The organism is Peteryoungia wuzhouensis, assembly GCF_003205195.1.
In the GTDB taxonomy this organism is placed as follows: domain Bacteria; phylum Pseudomonadota; class Alphaproteobacteria; order Rhizobiales; family Rhizobiaceae; genus Allorhizobium; species Allorhizobium wuzhouense.
Genome location: NZ_QJRY01000006.1, coordinates 177,663 through 204,307, shown reverse-complemented (window position 1 = coordinate 204,307; position 26,645 = coordinate 177,663). Strand labels below are relative to the sequence as shown.

At 58.4% G+C, this 26,645-nt stretch carries 26 protein-coding genes; 11 read left to right on the top strand and 15 right to left on the bottom strand.

Annotation, left to right across the window (positions count from 1 at the left end; genetic code table 11):
- Positions 1-2: 2 nt before the first annotated feature.
- From DMY87_RS16785 to DMY87_RS16775, 3 genes are read right to left on the bottom strand one after another with little or no spacing between them, the layout of a single operon-like run.
- Positions 3-920, bottom strand: coding sequence for a fumarylacetoacetate hydrolase family protein (locus tag DMY87_RS16785; protein WP_110792793.1), 918 nt, complete (start codon positions 918-920; stop codon positions 3-5).
- 14 nt (positions 921-934) lie between these two features.
- Positions 935-2,056 carry a cupin domain-containing protein gene (locus DMY87_RS16780; protein WP_110792792.1) on the bottom strand — a complete coding sequence of 374 codons (1,122 nt, stop codon included), beginning with the start codon at positions 2,054-2,056 and terminating at the stop codon, positions 935-937.
- A 19-nt stretch (positions 2,057-2,075) separates the two neighbouring features.
- On the bottom strand, positions 2,076-3,209 hold the full coding sequence (locus tag DMY87_RS16775; protein WP_245408951.1) for a carbon-nitrogen hydrolase family protein: 1,134 nt from the start codon (positions 3,207-3,209) through the stop codon (positions 2,076-2,078).
- 118 nt (positions 3,210-3,327) lie between these two features.
- Between DMY87_RS16775 and DMY87_RS16770 the strand changes: the two genes are divergently transcribed.
- Genes DMY87_RS16770 through DMY87_RS16750 form a run of 5 tightly spaced genes read left to right on the top strand, consistent with a single transcriptional unit; the run spans position 3,328 to position 8,626 of the window.
- Positions 3,328-5,481 (top strand): thiamine pyrophosphate-dependent enzyme, encoded by a 2,154-nt coding sequence (locus DMY87_RS16770; protein ID WP_110792790.1) that lies wholly within the window; start codon positions 3,328-3,330, stop codon positions 5,479-5,481.
- A 1-nt stretch (position 5,482) separates the two neighbouring features.
- A complete protein-coding gene (locus tag DMY87_RS16765; protein WP_205908183.1) occupies positions 5,483-7,054 on the top strand; it encodes an indolepyruvate oxidoreductase subunit beta family protein in 1,572 nt (523 codons plus the stop codon).
- Between the two features lie 14 nt (positions 7,055-7,068).
- Entirely contained in the window at positions 7,069-7,557 is a 489-nt protein-coding gene (locus tag DMY87_RS16760) for an acyl-CoA thioesterase (RefSeq protein ID WP_110792789.1), read from the top strand.
- 39 nt (positions 7,558-7,596) lie between these two features.
- Positions 7,597-8,130, top strand: a complete 534-nt coding sequence (locus DMY87_RS16755; protein ID WP_110792788.1) for a MarR family winged helix-turn-helix transcriptional regulator — start codon at positions 7,597-7,599, stop codon at positions 8,128-8,130.
- Between the two features lie 49 nt (positions 8,131-8,179).
- Positions 8,180-8,626 (top strand): MarR family winged helix-turn-helix transcriptional regulator, encoded by a 447-nt coding sequence (locus tag DMY87_RS16750; RefSeq protein WP_165826288.1) that lies wholly within the window; start codon positions 8,180-8,182, stop codon positions 8,624-8,626.
- Positions 8,627-8,663: 37 nt separating this feature from the next.
- Here DMY87_RS16750 and DMY87_RS16745 read toward each other — a convergent pair whose 3' ends face one another.
- The 9 genes from DMY87_RS16745 to DMY87_RS16705 all read right to left on the bottom strand — a co-directional run bounded on the left by DMY87_RS16745 (position 8,664) and on the right by DMY87_RS16705 (position 18,564).
- Entirely contained in the window at positions 8,664-9,962 is a 1,299-nt protein-coding gene (locus DMY87_RS16745; protein ID WP_110792786.1) for an NAD(P)/FAD-dependent oxidoreductase, read from the bottom strand.
- A gap of 74 nt (positions 9,963-10,036) precedes the next feature.
- Positions 10,037-10,465, bottom strand: coding sequence for a Rid family hydrolase (locus tag DMY87_RS16740; RefSeq protein WP_110792785.1), 429 nt, complete (start codon positions 10,463-10,465; stop codon positions 10,037-10,039).
- Between the two features lie 69 nt (positions 10,466-10,534).
- Complete coding sequence (locus DMY87_RS16735) at positions 10,535-11,710, bottom strand: ornithine cyclodeaminase family protein (RefSeq protein WP_110792784.1); 1,176 nt, start codon at positions 11,708-11,710, stop codon at positions 10,535-10,537.
- A gap of 446 nt (positions 11,711-12,156) precedes the next feature.
- The gene (locus tag DMY87_RS16730) at positions 12,157-12,804 is read right to left on the bottom strand and encodes a dihydroxyacetone kinase family protein (RefSeq protein ID WP_110792783.1); all 648 of its coding nucleotides are present in this window, start codon (positions 12,802-12,804) and stop codon (positions 12,157-12,159) included.
- Between the two features lie 4 nt (positions 12,805-12,808).
- Positions 12,809-13,810 (bottom strand): dihydroxyacetone kinase subunit DhaK, encoded by a 1,002-nt coding sequence (locus tag DMY87_RS16725; RefSeq protein WP_110792782.1) that lies wholly within the window; start codon positions 13,808-13,810, stop codon positions 12,809-12,811.
- A 14-nt stretch (positions 13,811-13,824) separates the two neighbouring features.
- The gene (locus tag DMY87_RS16720) at positions 13,825-14,856 is read right to left on the bottom strand and encodes an ABC transporter permease (RefSeq protein ID WP_110792781.1); all 1,032 of its coding nucleotides are present in this window, start codon (positions 14,854-14,856) and stop codon (positions 13,825-13,827) included.
- Positions 14,856-16,397 (bottom strand): sugar ABC transporter ATP-binding protein, encoded by a 1,542-nt coding sequence (locus DMY87_RS16715; RefSeq protein ID WP_110792780.1) that lies wholly within the window; start codon positions 16,395-16,397, stop codon positions 14,856-14,858. Before DMY87_RS16715 ends, DMY87_RS16720 begins: the two co-directional genes overlap by 1 nt.
- Before the next feature lie 103 nt (positions 16,398-16,500).
- Entirely contained in the window at positions 16,501-17,511 is a 1,011-nt protein-coding gene (locus DMY87_RS16710; RefSeq protein ID WP_110792779.1) for a substrate-binding domain-containing protein, read from the bottom strand.
- Between the two features lie 30 nt (positions 17,512-17,541).
- The gene (locus DMY87_RS16705) at positions 17,542-18,564 is read right to left on the bottom strand and encodes an ABC transporter permease (RefSeq protein ID WP_110792778.1); all 1,023 of its coding nucleotides are present in this window, start codon (positions 18,562-18,564) and stop codon (positions 17,542-17,544) included.
- Between the two features lie 185 nt (positions 18,565-18,749).
- Between DMY87_RS16705 and DMY87_RS16700 the strand changes: the two genes are divergently transcribed.
- The 4 genes from DMY87_RS16700 to DMY87_RS24220 all read left to right on the top strand — a co-directional run bounded on the left by DMY87_RS16700 (position 18,750) and on the right by DMY87_RS24220 (position 22,222).
- The gene (locus DMY87_RS16700) at positions 18,750-19,829 is read left to right on the top strand and encodes a LacI family DNA-binding transcriptional regulator (protein ID WP_110792777.1); all 1,080 of its coding nucleotides are present in this window, start codon (positions 18,750-18,752) and stop codon (positions 19,827-19,829) included.
- 14 nt (positions 19,830-19,843) lie between these two features.
- Positions 19,844-20,521, top strand: coding sequence for an aspartate/glutamate racemase family protein (locus tag DMY87_RS16695; protein ID WP_110792776.1), 678 nt, complete (start codon positions 19,844-19,846; stop codon positions 20,519-20,521).
- Between the two features lie 16 nt (positions 20,522-20,537).
- Complete coding sequence (locus tag DMY87_RS16690) at positions 20,538-21,599, top strand: aldo/keto reductase (RefSeq protein WP_110792775.1); 1,062 nt, start codon at positions 20,538-20,540, stop codon at positions 21,597-21,599.
- A gap of 413 nt (positions 21,600-22,012) precedes the next feature.
- Positions 22,013-22,222, top strand: a complete 210-nt coding sequence (locus DMY87_RS24220; protein ID WP_342588662.1) for a transposase — start codon at positions 22,013-22,015, stop codon at positions 22,220-22,222.
- Here DMY87_RS24220 and DMY87_RS16680 read toward each other — a convergent pair.
- Together DMY87_RS16680 and DMY87_RS16675 are read right to left on the bottom strand one after the other, a co-directional pair.
- Positions 22,219-22,461 carry a hypothetical protein gene (locus DMY87_RS16680; RefSeq protein ID WP_110792773.1) on the bottom strand — a complete coding sequence of 81 codons (243 nt, stop codon included), beginning with the start codon at positions 22,459-22,461 and terminating at the stop codon, positions 22,219-22,221. The two genes, DMY87_RS24220 and DMY87_RS16680, sit on opposite strands and share 4 nt — an antisense overlap.
- Positions 22,462-22,504: 43 nt before the next feature.
- Positions 22,505-23,293, bottom strand: a complete 789-nt coding sequence (locus DMY87_RS16675; RefSeq protein ID WP_205908182.1) for a phosphatase PAP2 family protein — start codon at positions 23,291-23,293, stop codon at positions 22,505-22,507.
- 299 nt (positions 23,294-23,592) lie between these two features.
- Here DMY87_RS16675 and DMY87_RS16670 point away from each other — a divergent pair, with 299 nt between their 5' ends.
- The gene (locus DMY87_RS16670; protein ID WP_110792772.1) at positions 23,593-24,285 is read left to right on the top strand and encodes a response regulator; all 693 of its coding nucleotides are present in this window, start codon (positions 23,593-23,595) and stop codon (positions 24,283-24,285) included.
- Positions 24,282-25,448 carry an ATP-binding protein gene (locus DMY87_RS16665; RefSeq protein ID WP_110792771.1) on the top strand — a complete coding sequence of 389 codons (1,167 nt, stop codon included), beginning with the start codon at positions 24,282-24,284 and terminating at the stop codon, positions 25,446-25,448. Before DMY87_RS16670 ends, DMY87_RS16665 begins: the two co-directional genes overlap by 4 nt.
- Before the next feature lie 195 nt (positions 25,449-25,643).
- On the opposite strand, the gene nrdF is transcribed toward DMY87_RS16665, so the two are convergent.
- Positions 25,644-26,633, bottom strand: coding sequence for a class 1b ribonucleoside-diphosphate reductase subunit beta (nrdF, locus tag DMY87_RS16660; RefSeq protein ID WP_110792770.1), 990 nt, complete (start codon positions 26,631-26,633; stop codon positions 25,644-25,646).
- Positions 26,634-26,645: the final 12 nt, after the last annotated feature.

The following is a 26,645-nucleotide window of genomic DNA, read 5'->3' as shown; positions in this document are numbered from 1 at the left end:
AGTCATTCTCCGATCTTCACGACTGGATTGCGCAGCACGCCGATCCCATCGACGCCGCATTCGATCACATCACCCGGCCACATCCATTCTTGCGGATCACGCCCCGCGCCAACGCCAGCAGGCGTGCCGGTGGCGATGATGTCGCCCGGCTCCAGCGAAATGCCAGACGAGATATCGGCAATGAGCGTCGGGATGTTGAAGAGCAGGTGCTTTGTGTTGGAGCGCTGCTTTTCCTCGCCGTTTTTCTTGAGCCAGAGGGTGAGATTATGCGGATCCGGTATCTCGTCGGCCGTGACGATGGCCGGGCCGAAGGGGCAATAGCTGTCTTGTCCCTTGGAGAAGATCCACTGACCCGCGCGGCGGTTGTCGCGGGCCGACACGTCGTTGATGACCGAATAGCCGAAGACGTGGCTCATTGCGTCTTCCACACGAATGCGTGTTGCCCGCTTGCCGATGATGACGGCAAGTTCGACTTCCCAGTCGAGCTGCTGCGTCATCGCCGCATTGTGCTGGATCGGCTCGCCATCCGCGATGATTGAAGTCGTCGGCTTTGAAAAGACCACCGGCTTCGTCGGCAGGTCCTTGGACGTGTCGAGCGTGCGGGCGGATTCCGCGACATGCTCGACATAATTCAGCCCGATACCGAAGATGTTCTTGCGCGGACGCGGGATGGGCGCCAGCATCCGGGCGTTTTCGACAGGCACGGCAATTCCCGGCGCGCGTTTGCCGTCGGTTTCCTTCAGCGCCCGGTCAAGGGCCGCCAACGCGTCCGGCCCCTGGTCGATGAGGTCGAGCATGGTTGCGGGAAAGCGCGTGCCGGTCGTCGCGCCGAGCTTTTCGACATCAATGACAAGGCCGCCATGTACGATGCCGAGGCGTCCTTCGGATGCCGCCGTCAGACGATATGTGACAAGTCTCATGAGTATTATCTCGATCAGTTGGACGAAAGAATCTGGTGACCGTCGTTGTCGACCAAGGCCTGCTCGGCATAGAAGCCAAGCTTGCGCATGGTCGGCAGGTCGTTGAAAGAAAACAGGCATGCGTCGTCGCCGACCTGCGTGTTGCAGTGCTCGTGCCACATCCAGGTCGGGACGCAGAAGATGTCCTTTTCCTTCCAGTCAAAGCGCTGGCCGTTGATGATGGAATAGCCTTCGCCCTTCGCGACCTGGTAGATGATGTTGCCGGTATGCCGGTGAGCCTGCGTGTGCTCGTTCGGCCGCAGCAACTGCATGTTGGCGCCCATCGTCAGCATCGGGTCATCGCCGGTGACAGGGTTCACGTAGCGCATGATCACGCCGTCATAGGGTGAGCCGTCGGTGACCTTGGAATACTTGACGAGCGCTTCGTAGGTCGGCTGCCAAGCGAACTTGAGAAGCGGCGAATAAGGCTTGTCCCACTTGTCGAGTTCCGGCCGCAGGCCGGGGCTGCCATAGGTCAGCGGGCTGTCGTTCAGCGGCAGCGTCACGGTCTGGTAGTCGTCCGGATGCACGGCGTAGAAATTGGCCTCCAGCGCATTGGTAAGCGGAATGTCGAGACCGTCCTGCCACATGCAGATCTCGCCGTCTTGGGCGATGCCGTGCTCGTGCCAGGTGCCGTTCGGCGTGATGACGAAGTCGCGGCCCTCCAGTTCGACCTTGTGGCCGTCGACGATCGTGTAGGCGCCCTTGCCTTCCATGATGAAGCGAAGGGCGGAGGCCGCATGCTTGTGCGCACCGGCGCGTTCGCCAGGCTTCATGACCTGGATGCCGGAAAAGAGCCAACCGCAGGCGGCGCTCACGTCGCGCCGCTTGGGATTGCGCAGATAAACGACCCGGCGTCCTGCATCTTCCGGACGGACGAGATCGATGGCACGCAATACCTGGCTGCGGAGATCTGCATTCTTCCAGAGGATCGGGGCAGAACTCGGCGTCGGCTGCCATGGCTCGATCGAGTTTGCCACCGTCCAAAGGGCGCCGGTGTCCAGTTCGGCTAGGTCATCGTAATAGGCCTCAAGCTCGGCATTGTCACGGACGCGGGCACGGCCGAGAATGTCATCATTTTGTGCTGTATTGGGCATGGTCACTTCCTTTCGTGGATTAGAGGTGCAGCGTTTCGGATGCAGGCTGTTGTTGAGGCGGCTCGGAGCCTTCCGCAGCCTCGCCCCGGGAGCACAATGCGACGGGCGGCAGAGGGGTCTGGTTCACATGAAGCTGGAACACGTCGAAGCGATTGTAGTGACCGACGATGTCGTGCATCTGCTTGGGTTGGATGCATCGCCTCAGGTCGATTTCGGCATAGACGATGCCCTCGTCGTCGATCAGGGGATCTCCCAACACCCGCCCGTCCGGGCCGATGATGCCGGAGAAGGCACTGGACTTGCGCTCCAGCAGAGCCCGTGCATCCGGCCTGACCTTCTCCATCTCCCTGATGATCTGCTCGGAAATCGTAGACGTTGAGACAATGGTGAAGACCTTGCCCTCGAAGCTGTGAGATTGCCCGCGCAGCTTGATCGCTTCAGCCATATCGTAGTCGGGAGGCGCCACAGGAAGCGAAATGTAGCTCGCGGCGTGTATCAATTCTCCTTGCGCCAGAAGCGTGAAGCGTGCCAGCGTGTTGGTGTTCTCACCGCATGCAAGGCCGCCAAGAGGACCGATCTCTGTGTCGTAAACCTTGAGACTGGAGCCGTCGCCGCCGGCCCAGGTCAGCTTCTCGGCCCAGGTGGGCACGAGCTTGCGATGCTTGCCGATGATTTTTCCGTTGGGGCCGATGAAGACCAGTGTGTTGTAGAGCGTGCCAAGAGAGACCGCGCTCCGCTCGTTGACGCCGATCACGACATACGCGTTGGTGGCTGCGGCCGCAGCGCAGACGATCTCTATCTCGGGACCGGGCAGAAAGACGGAGGCGCGAACAAGTCGCTCGAACCAAGTGCTTCCTGTCAGCGGATCGGTAATCCAGCTCCAGTAGGGATAGGCCGGAATGAAGACTTCCGGAAAGACGACGAGTCGCGCTCCGTTCCCGGCAGCCTCGGCGACGAGGCTGGCCGCCTTTTGTGCCGTCCTTTCCGCATCCAGGAAAACTGGGCTGGCTTGCACCGCGGCTGCCGTGAAAATCGGAAAATCCTTGTCGGGTAGCATTAGGCCTCCAGTCCACGCGTTTTGATGTGGCTTGCGCTGAATGGGAGGCGACGCTCCACATCCGCCACAAACCCCGGCGTCGGCGCTTAAAACCACCAGAGCCGTCCACCTCCGTTCGCCGGCCGATCGAAGCTTTTTATTCTGCCGCGTTGTCCGACTTGAATTAGTTTACATATAAAGTTATGCAATGCCATATATTTTTTTGGAGGCGATCATGGCTGAACGTTCTTTTGCCAAGGAAGTGGAACATTTACGGCTCGGCGACGGCGATATCTTTCGTGGGGAGGGCATTCTTGCCATCACGAAGGCATTGTTGCAGTCGGGTGTATCCTATGTCGGCGGCTATCAGGGCTCGCCCATCTCGCATCTCATGGACGTCCTCGCGGACGCGAATGACATTCTCGATGAGTTGGGGGTGAACTTTCAGAGTTCTGCCAACGAAGCGACGGCTGCGGCAATGCTCTCGGCCTCAGTCATGTATCCGCTGCGGGGGGCTGTCGCCTGGAAATCAACAGTCGGTACCAATGTGGCATCGGATGCGCTCGCAAACCTTGCATCAGGCGGCGTCACAGGCGGAACGATGGTGATCATCGGCGAAGATTACGGCGAAGGCTCGTCCATCATGCAGGAGCGAACGCATGCCTTCGCAATGAAATCTCAGATGTGGCTCCTTGATCCACGTCCGGAACATGCCTGTATCGTCAATCTGATCGAGAAGGGATTTGAACTATCGGAAGTTTCGAACACGCCCGTGATGCTGCAGGTGCGTGTTCGCTCGTGCCACATGACGGGCAGTTTCGTTGCAAAGGACAACAAGCGGCCCGAATTCACCATCGCCGATGCGCTCAACAACCCAAAGCGTGACCTGAGCCGGATTGTGCTGCCGCCTGCCGCCTATGAGCACGAGCAGGAAAAGATCAGGCATCGCATGCCCTCAGCGATCGAATTCATTCGCGCCAACAAACTGAACGAGTTCTTCGGTGAACGGACGGGCAAGACCGGGATCATCACGCAAGGCGGCATGTATAACAGCCTCATCCGGGCGCTCCAGTTCCTCGGCCTCAGCGACGCCTATGGCAAGACACGGATTCCGATCTACGTGATGAATGTCGGCTATCCGACTATCACAACGGAAGTGGAGGAATTCTGTGATGGGCTGGATGCGGTTCTCGTGGTTGAGGAAGGCCAGCCGAATTATATCGAGCAGTCGATCACGACCGTCCTGGCGCGCAGTTCCGCCGCCGCAAAGGTCCGTGGCAAGGACTATCTTCCGATCGGTGGCGACTATACCGCCGCAGTCCTGACGGCCGGTGTCGAGAACTTCCTCAGTGATTTCGACCCGCAACAGTTGGGCAACCGGCCACCAAAGCCCGTCGCGGAACCCCTTCTTATCCAGCCCGCGATTGCAAGGCTGAAGGACGTCGTTCCCGCACGTCCGCCGGGACTTTGCACAGGCTGTCCCGAACGGCCGATCTTTGCGGCCATGAAGCTGGTCGATGAGGAACTGGGCACACATCATGTGTCGGCCGATATCGGTTGCCACCTGTTTTCGATCCTGCCGCCTTTCAACATCGGCGCCACCACGATGGGCTTCGGTCTGGGAGCGGCCTCGGCCTCGGCCTTTAACGTCAAGGGCGCAAAGCGGTCCATCGCGATCATGGGCGACGGCGGCTTCTGGCACAACGGATTGACCAGCGGCATCGGCAACGCGGTTTTCAACAAGCACGATGGTGTTTTCCTGATCGTCGACAATTTCTATTCGTCGGCGACAGGCGGGCAGGACATTCTGTCCTCCCGCGCTTTCAACAAGCGTCGGAAGACGAAGAATTCCATTGTCGATGCCGTGCGCGGCATTGGTGCAACCTGGGTGCGTCAGATCGACCGAACATATGATGTTCCGAAGATGAAGGCACTTTTGAAGGAAGCCCTGACGACAACCGAAGAGGGGCCGAAGATCATTGTCGCCTCCTCGGAATGCATGCTGAACAAGCAGCGCCGGGAAAAGCCGAAAGTGACCAAGGCCATCAAGGGCGGCGCGCGCACTGTGACGGCGCGTTTCGGCGTAGATGAAGAGGTCTGCACCGGCGACCATGCCTGCATACGGCTTTCCGGCTGTCCGTCGCTGTCCATCAAGCAGCTGGACGATCCCCTGCGCGACGATCCAGTCGCTTCGATCGACAATACCTGCGTGGCCTGTGGAAATTGCGGAGAGGTGGCCGATGCGGCTGTTCTCTGCCCTTCATTCTATCAGGCCGATGTCATCCACAATCCAACGCGCTGGGACAGGCTGAAAGAGAGACTGACCGCGCCCGTTATCCGTTTCCTGCAAAGGCGGCAGGACCGCTTGGCCATCAGTTTCGAGGTTTGAGATGTTGAAAGATGATACCGTCAAGCTCGACCTGAAGCCCGTGGGTCCGGCGACCGAGCGGCCGATATCGATTGCAATCGTCGCGATGGGCGGCCAGGGCGGCGGCGTCCTGACCGACTGGGTGGTCGCACTTGGCGAAGAGCATGGTTGGGTCGCGCAATCGACCTCCGTGCCCGGGGTCGCCCAGCGCACGGGCGCGACCATCTATTATGTCGAGATGATGCAGATGGGAGAGGATGGTCGCTATCCGATCCTGGCCCAGATGCCGACACCCGGCGATGTCGATGTGGTCATCGCGTCAGAATATATGGAAGCGGGCCGCTCCATTCTTCGCGGCATCGTCACCCCGGATCGAACCACGCTGATCGCCTCTAACCACCGCGCCCTTGCGATCACCGAGAAAATGGCGCCGGGAGAAAGTGTCGCCGACAGCGGCGCCGTGACGGATGCTGTCCATGTCGCCGCCCACCACGAAATCATCTTCGACATGAATGCGGTCGCGGTGGAAAATGGGAGCGTGATTTCTGCCGCGCTCTTCGGCGCGCTCGCCGCCTCCGGCGCCCTGCCCTTCGCACGTGAGACCTACCGCAAGGTCATTCGCTTCGGCGGGAAAGGCGTTGAGGCAAGTATCGCCACATTCGACGCCGCGTTCGATCGGGCGCTGCATCCTGAACTCAAGCCGGCGACAACGGCGACAGATTCGGCAACCGATATAGTCTTGCCCGAGCATTTGCAGAATCCGCGCGCCAATGCGCTCCTGCAGCAGATCCGAACCTCGCTCGCGCCACCGGCACACGCAATGACATTTCTGGGCCTGAAGAAGGTCGTGGATTTCCAGGACATCAGGTACGGCAGCGAATATATCGACCTTCTGATCGATCTCCACCAGCGGGATATCGTCGCCGGAGGAGAAGGACAAAATTTTGCTTTCACGGTCCAGGCCGCCAAGTATCTGGCCAACGCTATGGTCTATGACGACATGATCCGCGTCGCTCGCTCGAAGATCCGCTCGGCACGCCGCGAGAGGATCAGGAAAGAACTCGGTGTAGATGCCGAAAAGATAATCCAAACGACCGAATACATGCATCCGCGCATGGAGGAGTTCGTCTCTGCGCTGCCGGTTGGTCTGGCACGGTGGATTTCGCGCCACCATAAGCTTTACGCATGGGCAGACCGGCGCATCAACAAGGGACGAAAGGTGAAAACCTATTCGCTGCGGTGGTTTTCAATACTCTACCTGCTCGGCAGCCTGCGGTTCACCCGCCGAATGTCGCTACGCTATCAGGCGGAGATGCGCCATCGCGATGATTGGCTCGCGGCGGCCTCGCGCACTCTCACATCAAACTATGCGCTGGCCGTGGAGATCCTCAAGTTCCGGCGGCTAATCAAAGGCTACTCCGACACGCACGAAAGAAGCCTATCCAAATTTGACAAAGTTATGCGATCGACATTGCAGATTGCGGATCGCGAAGATGCGGCAATGTGGGCAGGGCTCCTTCTCACCAGCGCAGTCAAGGATTCATCTCATGAATCGCTGGACGGCGTCGTCAAGACCATTGAAACGATCCGCTGAAGAGTTTGAAAGCCATGAACATCATCACAACCAGCACGGCGGCACAAAAGCCCGAGCCGATTACACGGGCAGACGTTCCCCCGCATCTGTGGTCCGCGAAATTTGTCTTTCGGCATGGACAATGCGACCCGGCCGGCATCGTCTACACGCCGAAATTCTTCGATGTTTTCAACCAGGCCATCGAAGCATGGTTCTGCGAGTGCCTCGGCATCGACTATTACGATATCCTTGGCCCCCGTAGGACTGGGCTCGGTTATGGCATGGCTGCATCGACCTTCTTCTCCCCTTGCATGATGGGCGATGAAATCGAGGTTTTCGTCACAGTGAAGCGGATTGGAGCCAAGTCCTATACGCTCGTCCTTCATGCGCTCAAGGGCGATAAGGAGGCCTTGAGAGGAGAGTTCGTCACCGTCGTGACATCGCTTGCCACACACCAGTCCATCGAGATCCCGGACGACATTCGCGAGGCGCTCATTGTTTACTCGCACACCGCCAGAGAGTAGATGTGACCTTCAGCGAAAGCCAGACACAGAGAACAATCGGTGCGGACTGACAACAAAATCAACGGACAGCTGAACGATGCCGGCAGTGAAGGCAAAGTGCAGAGACATGTTGTTGAGACCAGGCTCTGGCTTCAGATTCTGAATGTTCACAGGGTTATCTATACCGACCTCAACACAGCCTTGGCGGATCAATTTGGCCTTTCAGTGCCAAAATTCGATGTGCTTTCGCACCTTTATCGGTATCCGGAAGGCCTTGCGCTGGGCGAGCTGTCGAGAAAGCTGAGGGTCAGCAACGGGAATGTCTCGGGCCTCATTGCCCGCCTCGGCAAGGATGGTCTTCTTGGAAAGGAAAATGCGCAAACCGATAGGCGGTCGTTTCGCGCTTACCTGACCGAGCACGGTCGCGCGACCTTCGAGGCAGCGCTTGCAGTGCATAGAGAGGTCGTCTCCCGCGCCATGGCTTCTCAAAGTTCGGCTCAGATCGACATGTTGACTGAAGGGCTAAGGTCGCTTTCCACAGGGAGCGGCCGGGACAAGCAATCTGGTGATATAGCCGATGACATCAAAGACTGATCAGTCGGAGAAACCGTCTCCGATTTTCCCTTTCAATGACAGGGATCAGATGGAGAATTATCTCCCGTATCAGCTGAACCGGCTGGCGCGGGAATGGTCCACCATTCAAGGTCAGGTCTTGCAGGCGCATGGCTGGACGGAACCCATGCTGAGGATCATGTCATCGCTGCATGCTCACGGGCAAATGACGGTCAATGAAGTGGCAGCCCTGTCCTTGATAGAGCAGTCCGGCGCAAGCCGAGTGATCGAAACACTGGTCAATGCCGGTCACGTCGTTCGAAAAATCTCTGACAAGGACCAGCGGGTTCGCACTGTCGCCCTGACGAGCCGCGGCAGGAAGAAGCTTCAGGAGATCGCCCCCGCGATCAACGGCATCTATTCGCAATTTGTCTCTCAGCTGCAGCCGGATGAGTTGCGGGCATGTGTCTGCGGCCTCCAAAAGCTTCACACCCGGATTGCGTCGAACGAAGCGGCGGGGGAGGACCGCGTTGCCTGATCCGGCGGAGACTGGTCCTTAAGCACCTCGCCTCGTGTCAGCCGGTGAAACGATCAAGACTATAGGGAGACGGATCGAGGATCGGCGTGCTGGCGGTCACAAGATCTGCCGCGAGCTGGCCGGCCGCCGGCGACGTGCCGAATCCGTGCCCAGAAAATCCTGAAGCGAGGGTCAATCCAGGGATCTTCGTCACCGGCGAAATCACCGGCATGGAATCGGGAGTCACGTCGATCATGCCGGCCCAGCTCTGCCGGACGACGGCCCCCTTGAAGACAGGCCATGCGGCTTCGAGATTGTGCTGTGCTTCGGCATTGAGTGCCGGAATGACGGGAGGATCCATGATGCGCGTGTTCTCGAAAGGAGAACGGTCGGATGCGGTCCAGCGGCGGCCCAGCGACAGGTCCCGGACAAGATCTCTGCCGACGGAAATTCGTACATTTTTCCACTGTGCGATCAGGGTCGGCAGATATTTATGGCCTATCAGCAGATGGTCCAGCGTCAGCGGCGCAAACAGCGCCCCTCTCTGGGTGATCGTGTAGCCGCCGTCGAGCCGCTTGCGGAAGGAGAAATCGGGACCGCCCACCGCGATATCTGTTGGGCCGTCCATGGGCGAGGTTCGGAAAACGGAGGCGACCAGGGGCAGCGTCGGCAGCGCAACACCCAGATTGCCGAGAAAGCGGCGCGACCACAGACCGCCAGCCAACAATACCTGTTCGCAGCGAATTTCGCCGCGTTCCGTGACGACGCCAGCAATCCGGCCGGCTGCCATCGAGAGCGTCCGAACGGCGCATTGCTCGACAATGACGGCGCCTCTTGCAATGGCGGCGGACGCGATGGCGCTGGAGACGAGTGTCGGTTCGGCCCTGCCGTCGGATGCGGTATAGATGCCACCCACCCATGTCCCTCTGCCACCGGGAGCCAGCCGGGCGATCTCGGCGGGGCTCAAAAGCCTAGAATCCAGCGACAGCCCCTCCACTGACTTGATCCATCGCTCATGCCCGGCCATTTCGTCATCTGTGCGCGCAACATACATGATGCCAGCCTGGCGATAACCGACATCGGTGCCTGTTCGCTTTGGCATCTCCGCCCAAAGCGCGTCGGATGCCAGCGCCAGCGGAACATCGACCTTGTCGCGCGACGTCTTTCTGATCCAGCCAAGATTGCGCGACGACTGTTCTGCGGCGATGCGGCCCTTCTCAAGCACGACAACGGGAACCCCTCGTTCGGCGAGTGTAAGGGCTGCTGTGAGGCCAACTATGCCGCCACCGATCACGACAACCGTCGTCTTTTCGGGAAAATCCGGAGAGGTTTGAACGGGAACTATGACGGGGGCCAAGGCAGTCTTCCTCAATCACGATGGGATTTGGCGTAAGACCTCAGTCTGGCGACCAAGGCCGTGCTCGCGCGGTCTCAACCGGCCAGGGAGATCACCATTTCCGTAACCTTGGCCTTCGACGCACCGCGATAGGCGGTGACTTCGATCTCCACCTTGTATTCGGTGGACCCAAGGGGTGGGCAGGTCATCGTCAGTGTCGGGTTGATGCCATGCATCCTCTCGGCATAAGCCGCCATGATCGTCTCGATATGTTCCGGAAACTGGACGAAAACCCGCGCGGCAACCACGTCCTCAAGGCTTGCCCCAACCGCCGCTAAGGCGCCTTCAATGTTCGAAAGAGCCTGAAGCGTCTGTTCTGCAAGATCATCGGATATCAACTTCGTGTGGGGATTACGGCCTGCGGTGTTGGACACGAAGATGAGATTGTCGACAGCAACGAGGCGAGAATAGCTGCCGCGTTCCTCAAAACTTGAGCCGGTTTTGACTTTGATGACATCGGTCATTGTTTCTGGTGTGCTTTCTGCAACAGTTTGATGGGATGGACGAAGCGCGCACTTTGCGCCGGAACTTCCTCAGCGGAGGGTTGGTGTATCCCAAAGGTTCAGCTTGACGCCGATCCCCTTCTCGAGAGCATTTCGATAGACGACCGTGCCCCAGGCGACGTCCTCCACCGGCATGCCTCCCACCGACATGATGATGATTTCTTCATGGTTATTGCGGCCGGGGGCCTCGCCGGCAACGATCTTGCCCAGGTCTTCGAGCTGATCCGGAGACATCTTTCCTTCGGAGATGAGATCCATGAACTTGATACCGACAGCAGGAATCGAGTTGTGCACCGGCTTGGGATTTTCCTCATACCAGGCCTCGTAGAGTCCCGTATTGTCGAGAACCTTGCGGATCTCAGGCGCGTGCATGCCCTCGTCGACATTGCAGAGTGCCGGCATGGCAAGGAAGGTACCCGGATTGATCCATTCCCTGACAATCAAGGGATAGGTCGACGGGTCGCCGGTGGCGCCGGAACTGCAAAAGGTTACGATGTCGGAATTGCGCACCACCTCTTCGACACTGTCGACGACCGAAACATTGGTGATCTGGGGGAATGTATCGCCAAGCCATTTAAGGAATGCATTGAGGTTCTTCTGGCCGCGACCCTTAACCTTCACTGTGTCGATCTGCGGGCAGACTGCCATGAAGGCGGAAAGGGAGGTTTTCGCCATGACACCTGGCCCGAGAATGCCGACGACACGGGAATCCTTGCGAGCCAAGTGTCGAGCGCCAACGCCTGGGACCGCGCCGGTCCGATAGGCCGAAAGCAGGTTGGCTGACATGAAGGCCAGTGGCGCGCCAGTATCGGCGTCATTGAGCACGAACATCAGGATGGAGCGCGGCAGCCCCTTGTCGCGGTTCGCGATATTCGAGCCGTACCACTTCATGCCTGCTGTCCGGAAGCTGCCGCCCAGATAGGCCGGCATTGCCATGAACCGACGGTCCGGCGTGGCTTTGGGCATGTCTGGAAAGGGTGAATTTTCAGGGAAAATGATCACCGAGCCATGCGAATTGTTGTTGGCGCCCGCCATGCGATAGTCGCCCTGATGAAGCAGGCCGAACATCTCTTCCATGGTATCGACACATGCCGCCATATCGGCAACTCCGGCTCGGATCATGTCCGGTTCGGAAAGATAGATGAAGTCGATCTGCGTCGAGATCTTGGGCCCGTCCGTTGGGCGGTCGCAGTTGTCCTGAAGCATGGAAGTTACTCTGCTGATTTCCGATGCCTGGAAGCTGTCATGGATGGAGAAAGCAAGGAATGTCGGAAGTGGCCGATAATTTTGCATATCAGGCCACGCTTCGGGTTCCGACAGGCGTGTTCCGTGGTCGCCAGCCCGTCGGGTTGATGGCCTCAATCCACCAGTCCCGCCGATCAGGTTGCGCTGACGGCGCATATCGTCGGGCAGCAGGCTTCCATGCTTCGTGCCAGATGATTATGGTGCTCAGCCTTTTCCAATGGTCAAACCGCGAGCGGCCTGCCCCAGCACCAGCAGTTAACATATCGTCTCAAAAATGATGCCGGCGCCGTGACCACGCCACGCGCCGGCTACCAGCATAGACTCTCGAATGGTCTAGCCGGGAGGGCCAAATACCGGTGCTCGGCATCGACGCCGATGAGTTCAAGCCTGCGGGCGGCGGCGTAGCCTCAGTGGCTCTCGACGAATTCGGCCATGCGCCTGACGAGGAAAAATCCAACGGTTGCGCCGGCATCCTGCAATCCCACAGTCTTTTCCTGGAACGCCGCAGCCTTGCCGTGCTGGGCCACCATCGACTTTGTCGCCTCCAGTGCTTCTTCTGCAGCCTTGGCAGCCAAAGAAAGCGCGACAGGAACACTGTCACCCGTTTCCGCCGCAGCTTCGAGCGCCCTGGTGAGCGGATCAAGCACATCAAGCAGCGTCTTGTCTCCGACCTTGGCCTTGCCTCGTTCGGCAATCCCATCGGTATAGGCCCGCCAGAACAGAGCAAGAGCAGCTGTATCCAGAACATCCAGTCCTTCGACTGCCTTGCTCGCCCTCAGGAAACCTGTCGCCGTGAGCGTTCCCATCGTCGAGGGCGCAGTCCGCGCCATCGTGGCACCGGCGGTACGCAAAAGTTTAGACAGCCCGACGTCCCGGCCTTCAGCGGCAACCGCTTCGGCAGCTGCGGCAAAAGATTTGGCCATCGTGATCCCGAGATCGCTATCACCGACCTTACCGTCAAGAGCGATCAGAAATTCGCGTTGCTCGGCAAAGAGTTGCTGCCAGCTTTGAAACAGGGCGATCAGGTGGCCCGCATCCAGTTTTGCAAGGCTCATGGCATTATCCCGTAATATGCTTGAAGAATGGCGTGTTGGCTGGAGCGGCCATCAGGCGGTCGAGTTCTGCATCCAGATGCAGGATCGAGACAGAGGCGCCCGCCATTTCCATCGAGGTGGCGAACTCGCCGATCCAGACATGCTTGGCCGTGACGCCGCGCGAGTCGAGGAGCTGGCGGACCCGACGAAACAGGATATAGAGTTCCTCAAGCGGTGTACCACCGAGCCCGTTCACGAGGACGGCGACGTCGTCACCCGGTTTATAGTCGGTTTCATTGAAGATACGGTCCATCATCTCATCGACGACCGCGTCTGCCGGAGCGAGTTTCTTGCGGCTGATACCGGGTTCGCCATGGATACCCATACCGATTTCCATTTCGTCCTCGCCGATGGAAAAGGTGGCGTGACCGATTTCCGGCACGACGCAACTTGAAAGTGCGACCCCCATGGTCCGGCTCTTCAGTCGTGCCTTGTCGGCAATCCTCGATACCTCGTCGAGCGATAGGCCTTCCGCCGCCGCTGCACCTGCCGCCTTGTAGATGAAAAAGATACCTGCAACGCCACGGCGCTTGTGTTCCTCTCCGACGACTGAGGAGGCGACGTCGTCATTTCCAACGACCTGCTTAACGGCGATGCCATCAAGATCTGCAAGTTCGGCGGCCATGTCGAAGTTGATGATGTCACCAGAATAGTTGCCGTAGATGTAGAGGACCCCTGCGCCCTGATCGACGGCCTTCGTCACCTGGTACATCTGCTCTGCACTGGGGGACTGGAAGACACCACCAACGGCTGCTCCGTCGAGCATGCCGTCGCCTACAAAACCGAGGAACGTCGGCAGATGGCCCGAGCCTCCACCGGTGGTCAGTCCGACCTTGCCCGCCTTCGGTTTTGCCGTGACGAGGCAGCGCAGGTCGCCATTCGCGTAAGTGACCATAGGATGTGCCGCGTAAATGCCCTCGAGCATTTCGTCGACGAAATCGACCGGATCGTTGAGAAATTTCTTCACTTTATCCTCCACTGTTACTTTTTGCGCTGTCGCGTGACGAAGAAGGCAGCTGCGAGCAGGATGAAACTGCCGACGACCAGTCGCTGCCAGGTGCTCGGGATCCCGACCAGCACCAGAACGCTGTTGATGACGACGATCAGCAAGACGCCGAGAATCGTGCCGAGAACCGTGCCGGTTCCACCTGTGATCCGGGCTCCACCGAGAACGACGGCCGCAATCACGTTGATTTCCGTTCCAACAAGATCAAATGGATTCGCCTGACGGTTGGCGCAGACATGAATGACACCTGCAAGGCCTGCCAATGCTCCCGCATAACCGAAAAGGAACAGGTGCACCGTGCGCAGGCTGTAGCCCAGACGCTCGGCGATGCTGGCATTGCCACCCACGGCAAAGATAGCCCGCCCCATCAGGGTCCGGTTCAGGATCCACCAGGTGAGAATGGCGGCTGCGGGAAGCACGAGGAAGTAGAAAGGCAAGGTAATCAAAGCGCCATTGGCGGATTCGAACTGCAGCAGCGGCATCCGCCCGAACGCCCCCATTTGTGGTGGCAACGACATGATCCACACGGTGCCGATGAAGGAGAGCAAAAAACCCCGAAACAGATACTGAGTGCCGATCGTCACGATCAGCGAGGGCACCCGCAGATGGTGAACAAGGAGCCCGTTGATGATGCCGAGAAAAACACCGCCTGCCATCGCGATCAGGATGATCACCAAGATCGGCAACCCGGGCAGATGGGTTTGCACCAAAAGGGTCACCGAATACATCGTGAAGGCGGCAATGGCAGTGAACGAGACATCGATGCCTCCCGCCGCCAGAATGACGAAGACGCCGAGTGCAAAAAGTCCCATCACGACGCTTGAGCGACCGATATCGATCAGAGTCGAAGGCTGCAGAAAGGCCGGATTGGCGATCGAGACCGCAACACAGATGGTCACGAGCAGAGCGAAGGTAATCGTCTCGGGGCGCCGGCGTATCAGAGAACCCAATCCATAAGTTCTTTCGGGCGTCGAAGAAGGGGCCGCCTCGGCTTTAATTGCATTCATTATTCGGCCCCCTTTGCACTGCCCAACATTGCCCGGTAGAGGTCGTCCTCAGACGCTTTCTCCGCATCGAATTCCGAGACGATCTGGCCACCGTTCATGACGATGATCCTGTCGGCGTTCTGCAGGAGTTCCGGCAGATCATCACTGACGATAATCAACCCCATGCCCGAGGCGGAAAGAGATTGGATGACCCGATAAATGGTATCCTTCGAACCGACATCGACTCCAACCGTCGGGCCGTGCAGGATCAAAAGCCTGGGGCGGATGCTGAGCCAGCGTCCAATCAGAACGCGTTGCTGGTTCCCGCCAGAGAGCGAGCCGACAGGAAGGTCAATATTCTTTGTATTGAGGCGCATTTGAGCAGACAGGTCGTCGGCGAGGGCCCTCGCCCGATCGCGGTCAATGACACCGATGGCATTGGTCAGATCCCGGACGGTCAGGGCGATCTCGTTGTCGAGAATGGACTTGTCTAGAAACAGTCCCTCGGCGAGGCGATCCTCCGGGACATATCCGATACCGTACTGGATGGCGTCAGAGGGTGAGTTCAGCCTGATCTCTTTCCCGTCGATCAGCATCTTGCCCCGCCCGGTCGGCATGACACCTGCAAGTGCCATGGCAAGCTCGTTGCGACCGGAATCCGCAAGACCGGTGATACCGAGAATTTCGCCGCTTCGCACGGCGAGTGAAACATCTTCGACATTGTCGGTCTGCAAATGGTCGATTTCGAAGAAGACTTGACCGCCCGGACGTGTCTCGCGATACCGAGTTGCAGTAATCTGCCTTCCGGTCATCAATTCTGCCAGATCGCCCTTGGTAAAGTCGGCGATCGGGCCTTGGGCCACACACTGCCCATCACGGAAAACGATGGCGTTTCCACCGATCCGGTAGCACTCTTCGAGCTTATGGGTGACGAAAAGCACGGTCACACCTTCGGCACGCAGGCGCTCGACCACTGCAATCAGATTGTCGACTTCACGTCTCGTCAGGGACGTCGTAGGCTCGTCCATGATCACGAGCTTTGCCCGCGTTGCGATGGCTCGAGCGATCGCCACCAGTTGGCGGGTTGCAAGCGGCAGGTCAGAAACGATCTCCTGCAGGAAGCCTCGGTCGGTGGGCAGGCCGACGGCAGCAAGCGCACGTGCCGCCGTTTCATGCATCTGGCTACGCCTGAAGATACGCGCAAGCCGCCCGCCCGCAGACACGAGCTGCTCGGTCAGCGCGACATTTTCGGCGACCGTCATATTGGGCAGGAGCGAAAGATCCTGGTAGACTGTCTCGATACCAGCCGAAAGCGACTGAATGGGGGTAAGCGCTGGAAAGCTCTTGCCTTCCAAAATGATCTCACCCGCAGACGGTGGATGGGCACCTGACATGATCTTGATAACAGTGCTTTTGCCGCAACCGTTTTCACCCAGAAGGTGATAGACCTGACCGCGAGCAAGCGTCAGGTTGATGCCCCGAAGCGCGTGCACACCGCCAAACCACTTCTGGATATTGTTCAATCGCAGCAGCTCTGCCGGCTGCTCAATATTGGTCTGCATTGCTATCACGGGCACACGATCCTCATTTTTTCCGCAGACGTGTTCATGCTGCGGTGGCGTGACCGGAAGATCTTCCCTCCGGTCACGGGGCTGATCGGGAGGATCAGAACAGGAAGTCCTTGTAGGTAGCCTTGTCGGCGAGAACCATGCCGTTACCGACCACCAGCAAGCCCTTGCCGGCGCCCTGCTTCACGGTCACCTTTTCATAGCCGGGCACACCGAGATCCATGCCATCGGTGAGCTCCTTCTTTTCGAGCAGGAGCTTGGCGATCGTGTTCATTGCCATGCCAGCTTTCTGGGGATCCCAGAAGCCGATTGCGGTGATTGCGCCGGATTCAAGAAGATCGGCCGAAGGGTTCGGAAGACCCGTGCCAACCAGGCAGACTTTGCCGCTCAGACCTGCTTCATCGATGGCCCGGCCAACGCCGAGGACGTCATTGCCGGCGGAAGTCTGGAAACCCTTGATGTCAGGATGCTTGCGCAGGATTTCCTTGGCCTTTTCATAGGTCCCATTTGCATCGTCGAAGGACTCGTTGTTCGCATCGACAAGCTCCATGCCGGGATACTTCTTGGCATTTTCTTCGCCGGCCCCGACCCACTGCATGTGCGTACGGCTGCCGAGCGACCCGACAAATGTCGTCCACTTACCTTCCTTGCCCATGCATTCCGCAAGGCGCTCGTTCAACGCGGCACCATAATCAGCGTTATCGAATGCTTCGACATTGGCGTTTGTATTGATCTGGTTGTCGGCCTCGTGGGTGACAACGATGATGCCACGTTCCATGGCCCGCTGCAGCGTGCCTTCGAGCACGGCCGGATCCATCGGAACGACCGCGAGAGCATTCACGCCCTTGGCCACCAGATCGTTGACGATCTGCAGCTGCTGGGCAGAGTCGGCAGTCGCCGGACCGCTCTGGCTTGCGACTACATCCGGATTGGCTTCCTGGAAGGCAACCACACCGGTGTTCATGCGGTCGAACCACGGGATACCGCTGATCTTGACCACTGTCGCGATCACAGGCTTGTCCTGCGCGACCAGCACTCCGACCGAGCCTCCAAGCGCGACGGCTGCAAGTGCGGTGCCGAGCATCATTTTCCTGGCAAACGAGTTCATGCTTTCCTCCACAAGTTTTCCCTCGATTTGTTACTTCGGCGATTGAGGGACAGACGCCGAAGGATCTTCAGGGCGACGCATCGGAGCAAAAAAGCCGATCACGTCGTAGCGTCCAACCGCCAGAAAGGTGAGCAACAGTGCTCCCCAGGCGAAATCCCGGACAAAATTGGAAAGACCGCCAAAGTTGAGCAGGCTCGACATCAGCTGAAGCGCGACCGCACTTAAAACCACGCAGACGACACGGCCGTAGCCACCTTCAGGGCGAACACCTGCCATGACCGCGATCAAGATGGCGATCAGCAGATAGGAGCTGCCATAGTCGAACTTCACATTGACGTTGCGGGCCGCGATTATGATACCAGCCAGACCCGACAGCGTTCCGGACAAGGCATAGGTCGTTAGGACGACACCATTCTTCGGAAATCCGGCGAAAGTCGCAGCCTTAGGGTTCGTCCCCATCAACATCAGCCATAGGCCGAAAGGCGTGAACTTCAACACGGCGCCAATAAGCGTAGCAACGACCACGAAGATGACGAAACTGATCGGTATGCCAAACAGCATATCGTTGCCGAGGCTCCAGAGTATCGCCGGACTGCCGACGGTGACGGCGCGGCCTTGAGAGACAACGATCGCAAGGCCCATGAATGCCATCTGCGTGCCAAGCGTGCAAAGGATCGGCGTGATGGAATAGCGGGCAATCAAGATCCCGTTGAAGAGACCACCAACCAGCCCGACCAGCAGGCAGCCAACCATGAAACCGATGCTGAACGTGGCTGGATCGGAGGCCGGCCCCAACAAAGACACCATCAGCACCGCAGAGACCACGCCCGACAGATTGGCAAGCGCAATCCCCGACAGATCAATGCCGCCATTGCCGGCACACATCGCAAGCATCACCCCTATGGCCAATAACCCGATTTCAGGCACCTGACCCGCCATCGATTGCAGATTGAACAGCGACAGGAAGGAGCCGCCGGAGATCAGCACTCCAGCAACAAGCAGCAGGGCGCTCATGACGACAAGCATCACGAATTGGCCGCCGGTTCCCCGCATGGTCTCCTCCAATGTTTAGTGAACAGTTTACGACTTCACTAAACGGTAACAAAGCAGAAACCCGCTGGCAAGGCCTATTTTGAACGCAATTCTCGTTGCGAACGCATCCTATTTGCCTTAAACATGCTGATTGACCGCCAAATTGTTTAGTAAATTATCTCGCAGATGCAGCATTCGGAACAGTGATGAAGAACGGCAAAAATCTCACGATAAGAGACATTGCGGAGGCCGCCGGCGTATCTGCTGCAACCGTGTCTCTGGTACTGAATGGGAAGGGTGACATCTCGGGCGTGACGCGGGCCAAGGTGCTGGAAGCGGTGGCAAGCCTCAATTACGTTCCGCGGACAAACAAGTCCTCCGCCGAACCTGGCGAGACGCTGCGCTTCCTGAAAATCGCAAAGCATGGCCATACGGTGAACCGCGACCATAGCGTGTTCATTTCGGACTACATCGATGGAATGTCAGCCGAGGCGACCAGACGGAACTACACCCTCGAGGTGGTCAGCTTTGAAGGCCAGCCGATCAGTTCCGTTGCGGAATCGCTTGCTGGCGCTCCCATCTCGGGTGTCGTTGCACTTGGTACAGAATTGACTGAAGCTGACATCAGGTTGATCCAGGGACTTGGATACCCGACAGTGTTCATCGATACGTTCTTCGATGTCGTCGACGCCAATTTTGTCAATATGAACAACGAGGATGCTGTCTTCAAGGTACTGTCCCGCTTTCATCAACAAGGCTTCAGGCGGATCGGCTTTGTTGCCTCGCATGTGGAAACCACGAATTTCAAACTTCGGCGGGATGCCTTTTTCAAGAACATGGGACGGCTAGGCCTGACGGTGGATGAGGCCGATATCCTCTCGGTGGAATCGACATATGACGGCGCTTACAGCGACACCCGGCAATTGCTGGCAGATGGACTTGATCTGGCTGAATGTTATTTCTGCACCAATGACATCATTGCCTACGGTTTCATCCGTGCATTGCGAGAGCACGGGCCGAAAATCCCCGAAGATGTCTCAATTATCGGCTTTGACAACCTGCCTCAGAGTGCCACGATGGATCCCGGCCTGACGACGATCGAGGTGTCAAAACGAAAGATTGGCTATCTTGCCGTCACCATTCTCGATGACCTCATCCATTCGACCGAGTCCCAGCCAGCCGTAAAGATCCTGGTCGGAGCAGATCTGGTTCTACGCGGAAGCCACGAAAAACTCGTGCAGCGCAGCAGAAATCGTGTGCCGAAGATCGAACTGCCCGCAGAATGACAGCTTCCAGGCCGATGACCCCGGTCCGCAAGCTGACCTTCATCCACACCGTCTCGGCATTGGAGCCCATGTTCGCATCGCTGGCCTCGGAAAGACTTGCCGGCTGGGAAATCGCATCCACCATAGATGAGAATCTGCTGGCACAAACCATCGCGAACGGTCGGGTGGACCAGAAGGTTTTCAGCGACCTTGAACGCCATGTTCAGGCGGCGACAAACGTTGGGAGCAGTGCGATCATTGTCACGTGCTCGACACTTGGCGAGGCCGTAGATCAACTGGCCGCAAGAACCGCGACGCCGCTTTATCGGATTGACAGGGGCATGGCGGAAAGGGCGGTTGTGCAGGCTTCAACGATCGGCATCCTTGCAACTTTACCCACCACGCTCGATCCAACCGCTCGACTGCTCCAAAGCACGGCGGAACGAATGCGCCGCCATTGCAAATTCATATCGCGGCTCTCTGCCGGTGCATTTTCCTGCCTGCGCGAAGGCAATCGTGAAGGCCATGACGAGCGCGTCCGCAAGGATTACGAGGCGCTGTCCGGCGAAGTCGAACTTGTGGTTCTTGCCCAGGCATCCATGGCGCGCGCGCTTCACGAAGGGCCACTGCATCGGCCCTACCTGACGAGTCCCGAACTCGGCATGGACTATATCGCTCAAGTGCTGCGCCTATCGCGCATGTCGGTTGACTGATTTCGAGGAGGAGAGAATGGAATACAGATTTCTGGGACGTTCGGGTCTCAAGGTATCGGCGATATCCATGGGCACGTTTTCGTTCGGAGGGGTCGGGGGATTTGCCAAGGTTGCCAACCAGGGAGTCGTGGAAGCGCAGCGCCTGATCGACAGTTGCATCGAACTCGGCGTCAATCTCTTCGATACGGCAAATATGTATTCGCTCGGACGATCGGAGGAAATACTCGGCGAAGCGCTGGGAACGAAGCGCAATGATGTGCTGATTTCATCCAAGGCGCGCATGAAGATCGGCGACGGTCCCAACGACGAAGGCGCCTCTCGCTTTCACATCATTCGCGAATGCGAGCGATCACTTAAACGGTTGAAGCGTGACTATATCGACATCTACTTCATGCATGAATGGGATGGCCTGACACCTCTCGATGAAACCCTGGAGGCACTGGATACGCTGCGCCAACAAGGCAAAATCCGCTACATCGGCTGCTCGAACTATTCCGGCTGGCACGTCATGAAGGCTCTCCACACCTCGGACGCCAAGGGATTGCCGCGGTTTGTCACACAGCAGATCCATTACACACTTGAGGCACGAGAGGCGGAATACGAACTGCTCCCGCTTTCGGTCGACCAGGGCCTGGGCGTAATGGTCTGGAGCCCCTTGGCCGCAGGGCTTCTCTCCGGCGCATTCGGGCGCAACAAGGCTCCGGAGCAGTCGCGACAGGCGCAAGGTTGGAGTGAACCGCCGATCCGCGATCAAGAGCGCCTTTGGACCATTGTTGATGTGCTCGAAGAAATTGCGACGGAACGAGGCGTGTCGGTCGCGCAGGTGAACCTCGCCTGGACACTGTCCCGCCCTGCGATTTCAACACTTGTGGTTGGCGGCCTCGACGAGAAACAGTTTCGCGACAATATCGCAGCCGCCAGTCTCAAGCTTTCTCAAGAAGAGCTATCTCGGCTCAACCTGACAAGCCGCCCGCCATACATCTACCCATACTGGCATCAGCACAACTTCGCAGCCGAGCGGCTGTCGTCGGCAGACCAGGCGCTGCATGCCTCCTTCGCTGATCTCGGCATGGTTTGAGCTCAGGGGCCGGATTGCACAGAGACTTGTAAGAAACTCGCTTCGGCGAAACACCACAGGTAACCGTACAGGAGTGGACTGACCTGAGACAGCGGTAGCAACCTCACACACGATGGCATCTCCCTGCGTCCGACATTCGCATGCGCGCACCTCGCAAGGGGTATTCCAACAGCGGTTTTAAAGCCGCCTTCATGCACTTGATGATCGGTCCGCTTTTGAAGCCGATCGAAAATGAGTGGGGGCCGCAGCATGTAAGGCGGCGATGCCTTGGCGTCACAACTATCTCCGCGCAGTTACAACCTAGATGTTGCTAAAGCCGCTGTAACCAAGAAGGGGCACATCACAGCGGGTATCGAGCCTGCCTGGTGCTGCGCTCCGAGTACAGCCCGTTCGGGTCTCCAACGTCTGACTTTATGACGGGGCCCGCATCGACGCTTGTTGGGCTGTCTGACTGCATCCGGACAGCAGGGTTATCCATGCCAGAGATCGACCTGACTACGGCCATGGCCGTTGAGGCTTTCGCGCCCACAACGGTGAATTTCCGAAGTCGGCGCGATTTTGCCACTTGGCCCGGCTTGGTGCCGAAACGGAATTCGAGCGGTGAGAAGCCGGTTCTTGCCTAATCGCGACGCGAAATTCGAACGCGCTTGGCGACCTGCTTTTCCTCGACGTCCAGCCATTGTGGCGTGTCGAATGCAGCCGGATCTTTCAGCAGACCTTCAATATCAAGCCCATGACGCAGCAATTCTTCGCGCGCTTTGCGAGGCAGGAGACCGGCCAGAAACTGCACTGGCCCCGCAGGAACCTGCAGTTCTTCGACGCAGATTCCGTCGACGAATTTTTCGATGATGATTGTGCTCATGGCGTCGTCTTTCCTGATTGAATTGTTTCGGGTCGTTTGGGTTTCAAGGTTGGCCTGCTCCAGCACTCGGATGAGACGGCCTGTCTCTGGCAAAGAAGTCGTCAATGGCAGCTGAGCGCCCCTCAACACATCGCCAAATCAGCGCCATTGCCAGAAGCGTGAGGAGCCAGCCAAGCATCACGTCGGAGAGGAAATGCGCGCCGAACAGCACCCGATTGAATGCGATGAAGACAAGGCATGGCGCTGTGATTGCAGCGACGACGGCACGATAAGGTGATGCGACGAGAACCACGAGCGACAGGGCAGCGGCGGCTCCAGCCGCCTCTCCGGACGGGAAGGAGCAGTTGCGCGTGCAGGCCGCCGCGAATTGCCAAACGGGAGTGAAATCCGCATGGCCACCGAACTCGAGCAAATCCCGGGGGCGGGCTCGCCCAATTAGCGCTTTCAGTGCCTCAACGATCGCGACCGGGCCAACCATGAAGCTGAGGAGAACAAAGAGCGGCTTGTGTGGTCGGCAGAACCAGCGGCGTCTCGGGAGTACAAAGTGGAGACAAATGAGAACCACCATCGCAATGATGATGCAGTACAAGCTCTGCCGGCTGAGGTCCCTAACCGCCTTGAGGAAGGGATGATCAGATAGGAAGAAGGTTCCGCCTTTCACAAACCAGCGCGCTACTGTCTGATCGATCATCGGAAAGACCATGAAGGCGAAGCTTGTGCCGACAGTGGTGGCCGCAAGCCAAAACACCACCTTGTCGACCAACGGCTGCGAAGCGCTACGCCACGTCGCGGATGGGGTCTGAACGGGGGCCTCCAAAGCGATTTTCTGCATGCCGTTCTCCCCAAAGCACTCCCACCGTGGCGCACGACAAGCGAAAGCCTCCGCAGGCACGATGCGTTTCGGTCAGAAAAATAGAGCAGCCCGGATGTCGAATTGACCTCAGGGCCTGTGAATGCGGAAAACTTGAAATCGGATTGTCAAGAAACGACGAAGAACTGGTGAAGGTCGTGTCCGCCTTTCCCTCACGGCACCTTTTCCAAGCCGTTTGGAATTGCGCAAGTCTTTGTTTTCGCTCATAGTCCAGGCGCGGTTTCGGCCGCGTTCGACGCGAGTGGCGACCAGGAGACAAAGTGGAAAACAATCTCGTTCTGATCGTTGAAGATGAACCGGCGATCGCTCGGATTCTCGACGGATACCTGAGGCGTGACAGGTTTCGCACAGTTCAGGCATCTGATGGAGAAATCGCGCTTCAACATCACGCGCAACTGAAGCCGGATATCGTTCTCCTGGATGCAGGCATTCCAAAGGTGGATGGCTTCGCCGTGCTCGCCCGCCTTCGACAGAGCAGCACGACGCCCGTGATCATGGTCACGGCGCTTGCCGACGACCTCGACCGGTTGAGCGGCCTGCATCTCGGCGCAGACGACTATATCGTCAAGCCTTTCAACCCGCAGGAAGTCGTGGCACGCGTCAAGGCAGTTCTGCGGCGCACGCTCGGCGAACACAAAGAGGCAGTGCGGCGCTTCCGCGACATCGAAGTGGATTTCGGCAACTATTCGGTGCTGGTCCACAAGGGCGGCAAGCGCATCCCGCTGACTTTAACGCTGAGCGAGTTCCGGATTCTCGCCCACATGATCCGCCACCCCACACAAGCCTTCGGACGTGCCGATATTCTGGATGCTTGCCTCCCGGAAAGCGACGCACTTGTGCGCACCGTGGATACCCATATATCCAATCTGCGGCGCAAGATGGAAGAACTGGGGCAAACCGGTTTTTTCCCCGCCGTACGGGGCATCGGTTACCGTCTCAGTGATCCGCAATGAGCCGGCCAAATCGACTGAGCCCGTCGCTGGCCACAGTGACTGCCATCGTCATCGCCACCATGCTTCTGCTAAGCGTCGGCCTCGCTTACGTCGGCGTCACCTGGTACTCGTCCTATCTCGACGAAAGCATGACCACCAGCATGCCACCGCAGGCAGCCTTGGCCTACAGGTCACTGAAAGAAGGACAGTCTTCAGACGGCGCCTCCGTTAGAGCACTCATTGACTACATGAATGAGCAGGACGCGCAGGCAGATGTGAGGATCAGGCTTTCTGCCCTCGTCTGCGGTCTGATCTCGGCAACCGCCTGCGCTATCATCGGCATCTATCTCGCCAGACGCATCGCCTCCCCTCTCGAAGATCTGACGGCAGCGGCGAAAACGCTGCAGTCCGGTGACTTCTCCGCCCGTGTAGTGGCGCCGACTGGCAGCACACGGGAAGTGGCGAGCCTCGTGCAAACCTTCAATGCTCTTGCCGTCAGCCTCGACACGATGGAAAAGCGGCTGCGTTTCAACAATATGGCGATCGCGCACGAGTTGCGCACGCCACTGACAATCCTGCAGGGTGGTTTGCAGGGCATGATCGACGGCGTGTTCGCCCTGGAGCCGAGACACGTTTCCGATCTTCTCCTGCAGGTCGAGGGGCTGGGCCGCATTGTTGAAGACCTGCGGACCCTGTCGCTGGCGATCGGCCATCAGCTGGTGATGCAACGGCAAATGCTGGACATGGCAGAAGTCGTCGCTGCCGTGGTTGCTGCCGCTCGGCCTATGCTGGAGGAAAGCGGTCTTGCAGTCGAAACCGCACTCGCTCCAGCGGTAATCGCCGCGGACCCACAACGCGTGCGGCAGGCCGTGTTGGCACTTCTGGAAAATGTCAGGCGCTATGCCGCAGGCGGCGGCCGGCTGCGCTGCGAAACAGAACGTCTTGACGATGGCAGCGTGGTGATCCGCATCCTTGATCGCGGCCCCGGCTTTCCGGAAGACATGGACGCAGTGGCCGTCAACCCCTTCTGGCGTGGCGACTCTTCCAGATCGCGTGCCACCGGCGGAACCGGGCTCGGGCTCTCCGTGGTGAAGGCCATCGCGCTGGCCCACAACGGGCAACTCACGTTCTCCAACCGACCCGAAGGAGGCGCGATGGTTGCGATCCGTCTTTGCCCTGCGTAAATGCCGGGAACACTATCGCTGCGGGCGATCTGCGGGCTTCTACAGGGCTTGGCCTGCTGCGGGTTTTCGCACACCGAGTTGGGCTAATCCCACCGTGTTTTCAAACTCCATAGGAATGACATAGCCCAGTGTCGAATGGCGACATTTTGGATTGTAAAAGCGCCCGATGTAATCAAACACGTCCGTCCATGCTCTTCAGAAATCCCAGTCCTCGTCCTCGGTCGCCACCGCCTTGCCGATGACATAGGAGGAACCGGAGCCGGAGAAGAAGTCGTGGTTTTCGTCGGCATTGGGCGAAAGCGCGGAGAGGATCGCCGGATTGACCTTGCAGGCCTCCGGCGGGAAGAGCGCCTCGTAGCCGAGGTTCATCAGCGCCTTGTTGGCGTTGTAATGCAGGAATTTCTTCACATCCTCGGTGAGGCCGACGCCGTCATAGAGGTCTTCCGTGTAGCGCGCCTCGTTGTCGTAGAGTTCGAGGATCAGGTCGAAGGCGAAGTCCTTGATCTCCTGTTTGCGCGCCTCCGGCTCGCGGTCGAGCGCGCGTTGGAACTTGTAACCGATATAATAGCCATGCACGGCCTCGTCGCGGATGATGAGCCGGATCAGGTCGGCGGTGTTGGTGAGCTTGGCCCGGCTCGACCAGTACATCGGCAGATAGAAGCCGGAATAGAAGAGGAAGCTTTCGAGGAAGACCGAGGCGATCTTCTTCTTCAGCGGATCGCCGCCGTCATACTGTTCCATGATCAGCGCGGATTTGCGCTGCAGGAACTCGTTTTCCTCCGACCAGCGATAGGCGTCGTCCACGTCCGGCGTCAGGCAGAGCGTGGAGAAGATCGAGGAATAGGAGCGCGCATGCACCGCCTCCATGAAGGAAATGTTGGAGAGCACGGCCTCTTCATGCGCGGTCTGCACATCGGCCATGAGCCTGATGGCGCCGACCCCGTTCTGGATCGTGTCGAGCAGCGTCAGTCCGGTGAAGACGCGGATGGTGAGCGTCTGTTCCTCGGGTCGCAAGGTCGCCCAGGAGGGAATGTCGTTCGACAGCGGCACCTTTTCCGGCAGCCAGAAATTCGAGGTCAGGCGGTTCCAGACCTCAAGGTCCTTGTCGTCCTCGATCCGGTTCCAGTTGATGGCGCGGATGCCGCCGAGCGGCCGGGCGGGCCGGGGTTTCGTCTGAATGTTCATGGGATCGGTCCT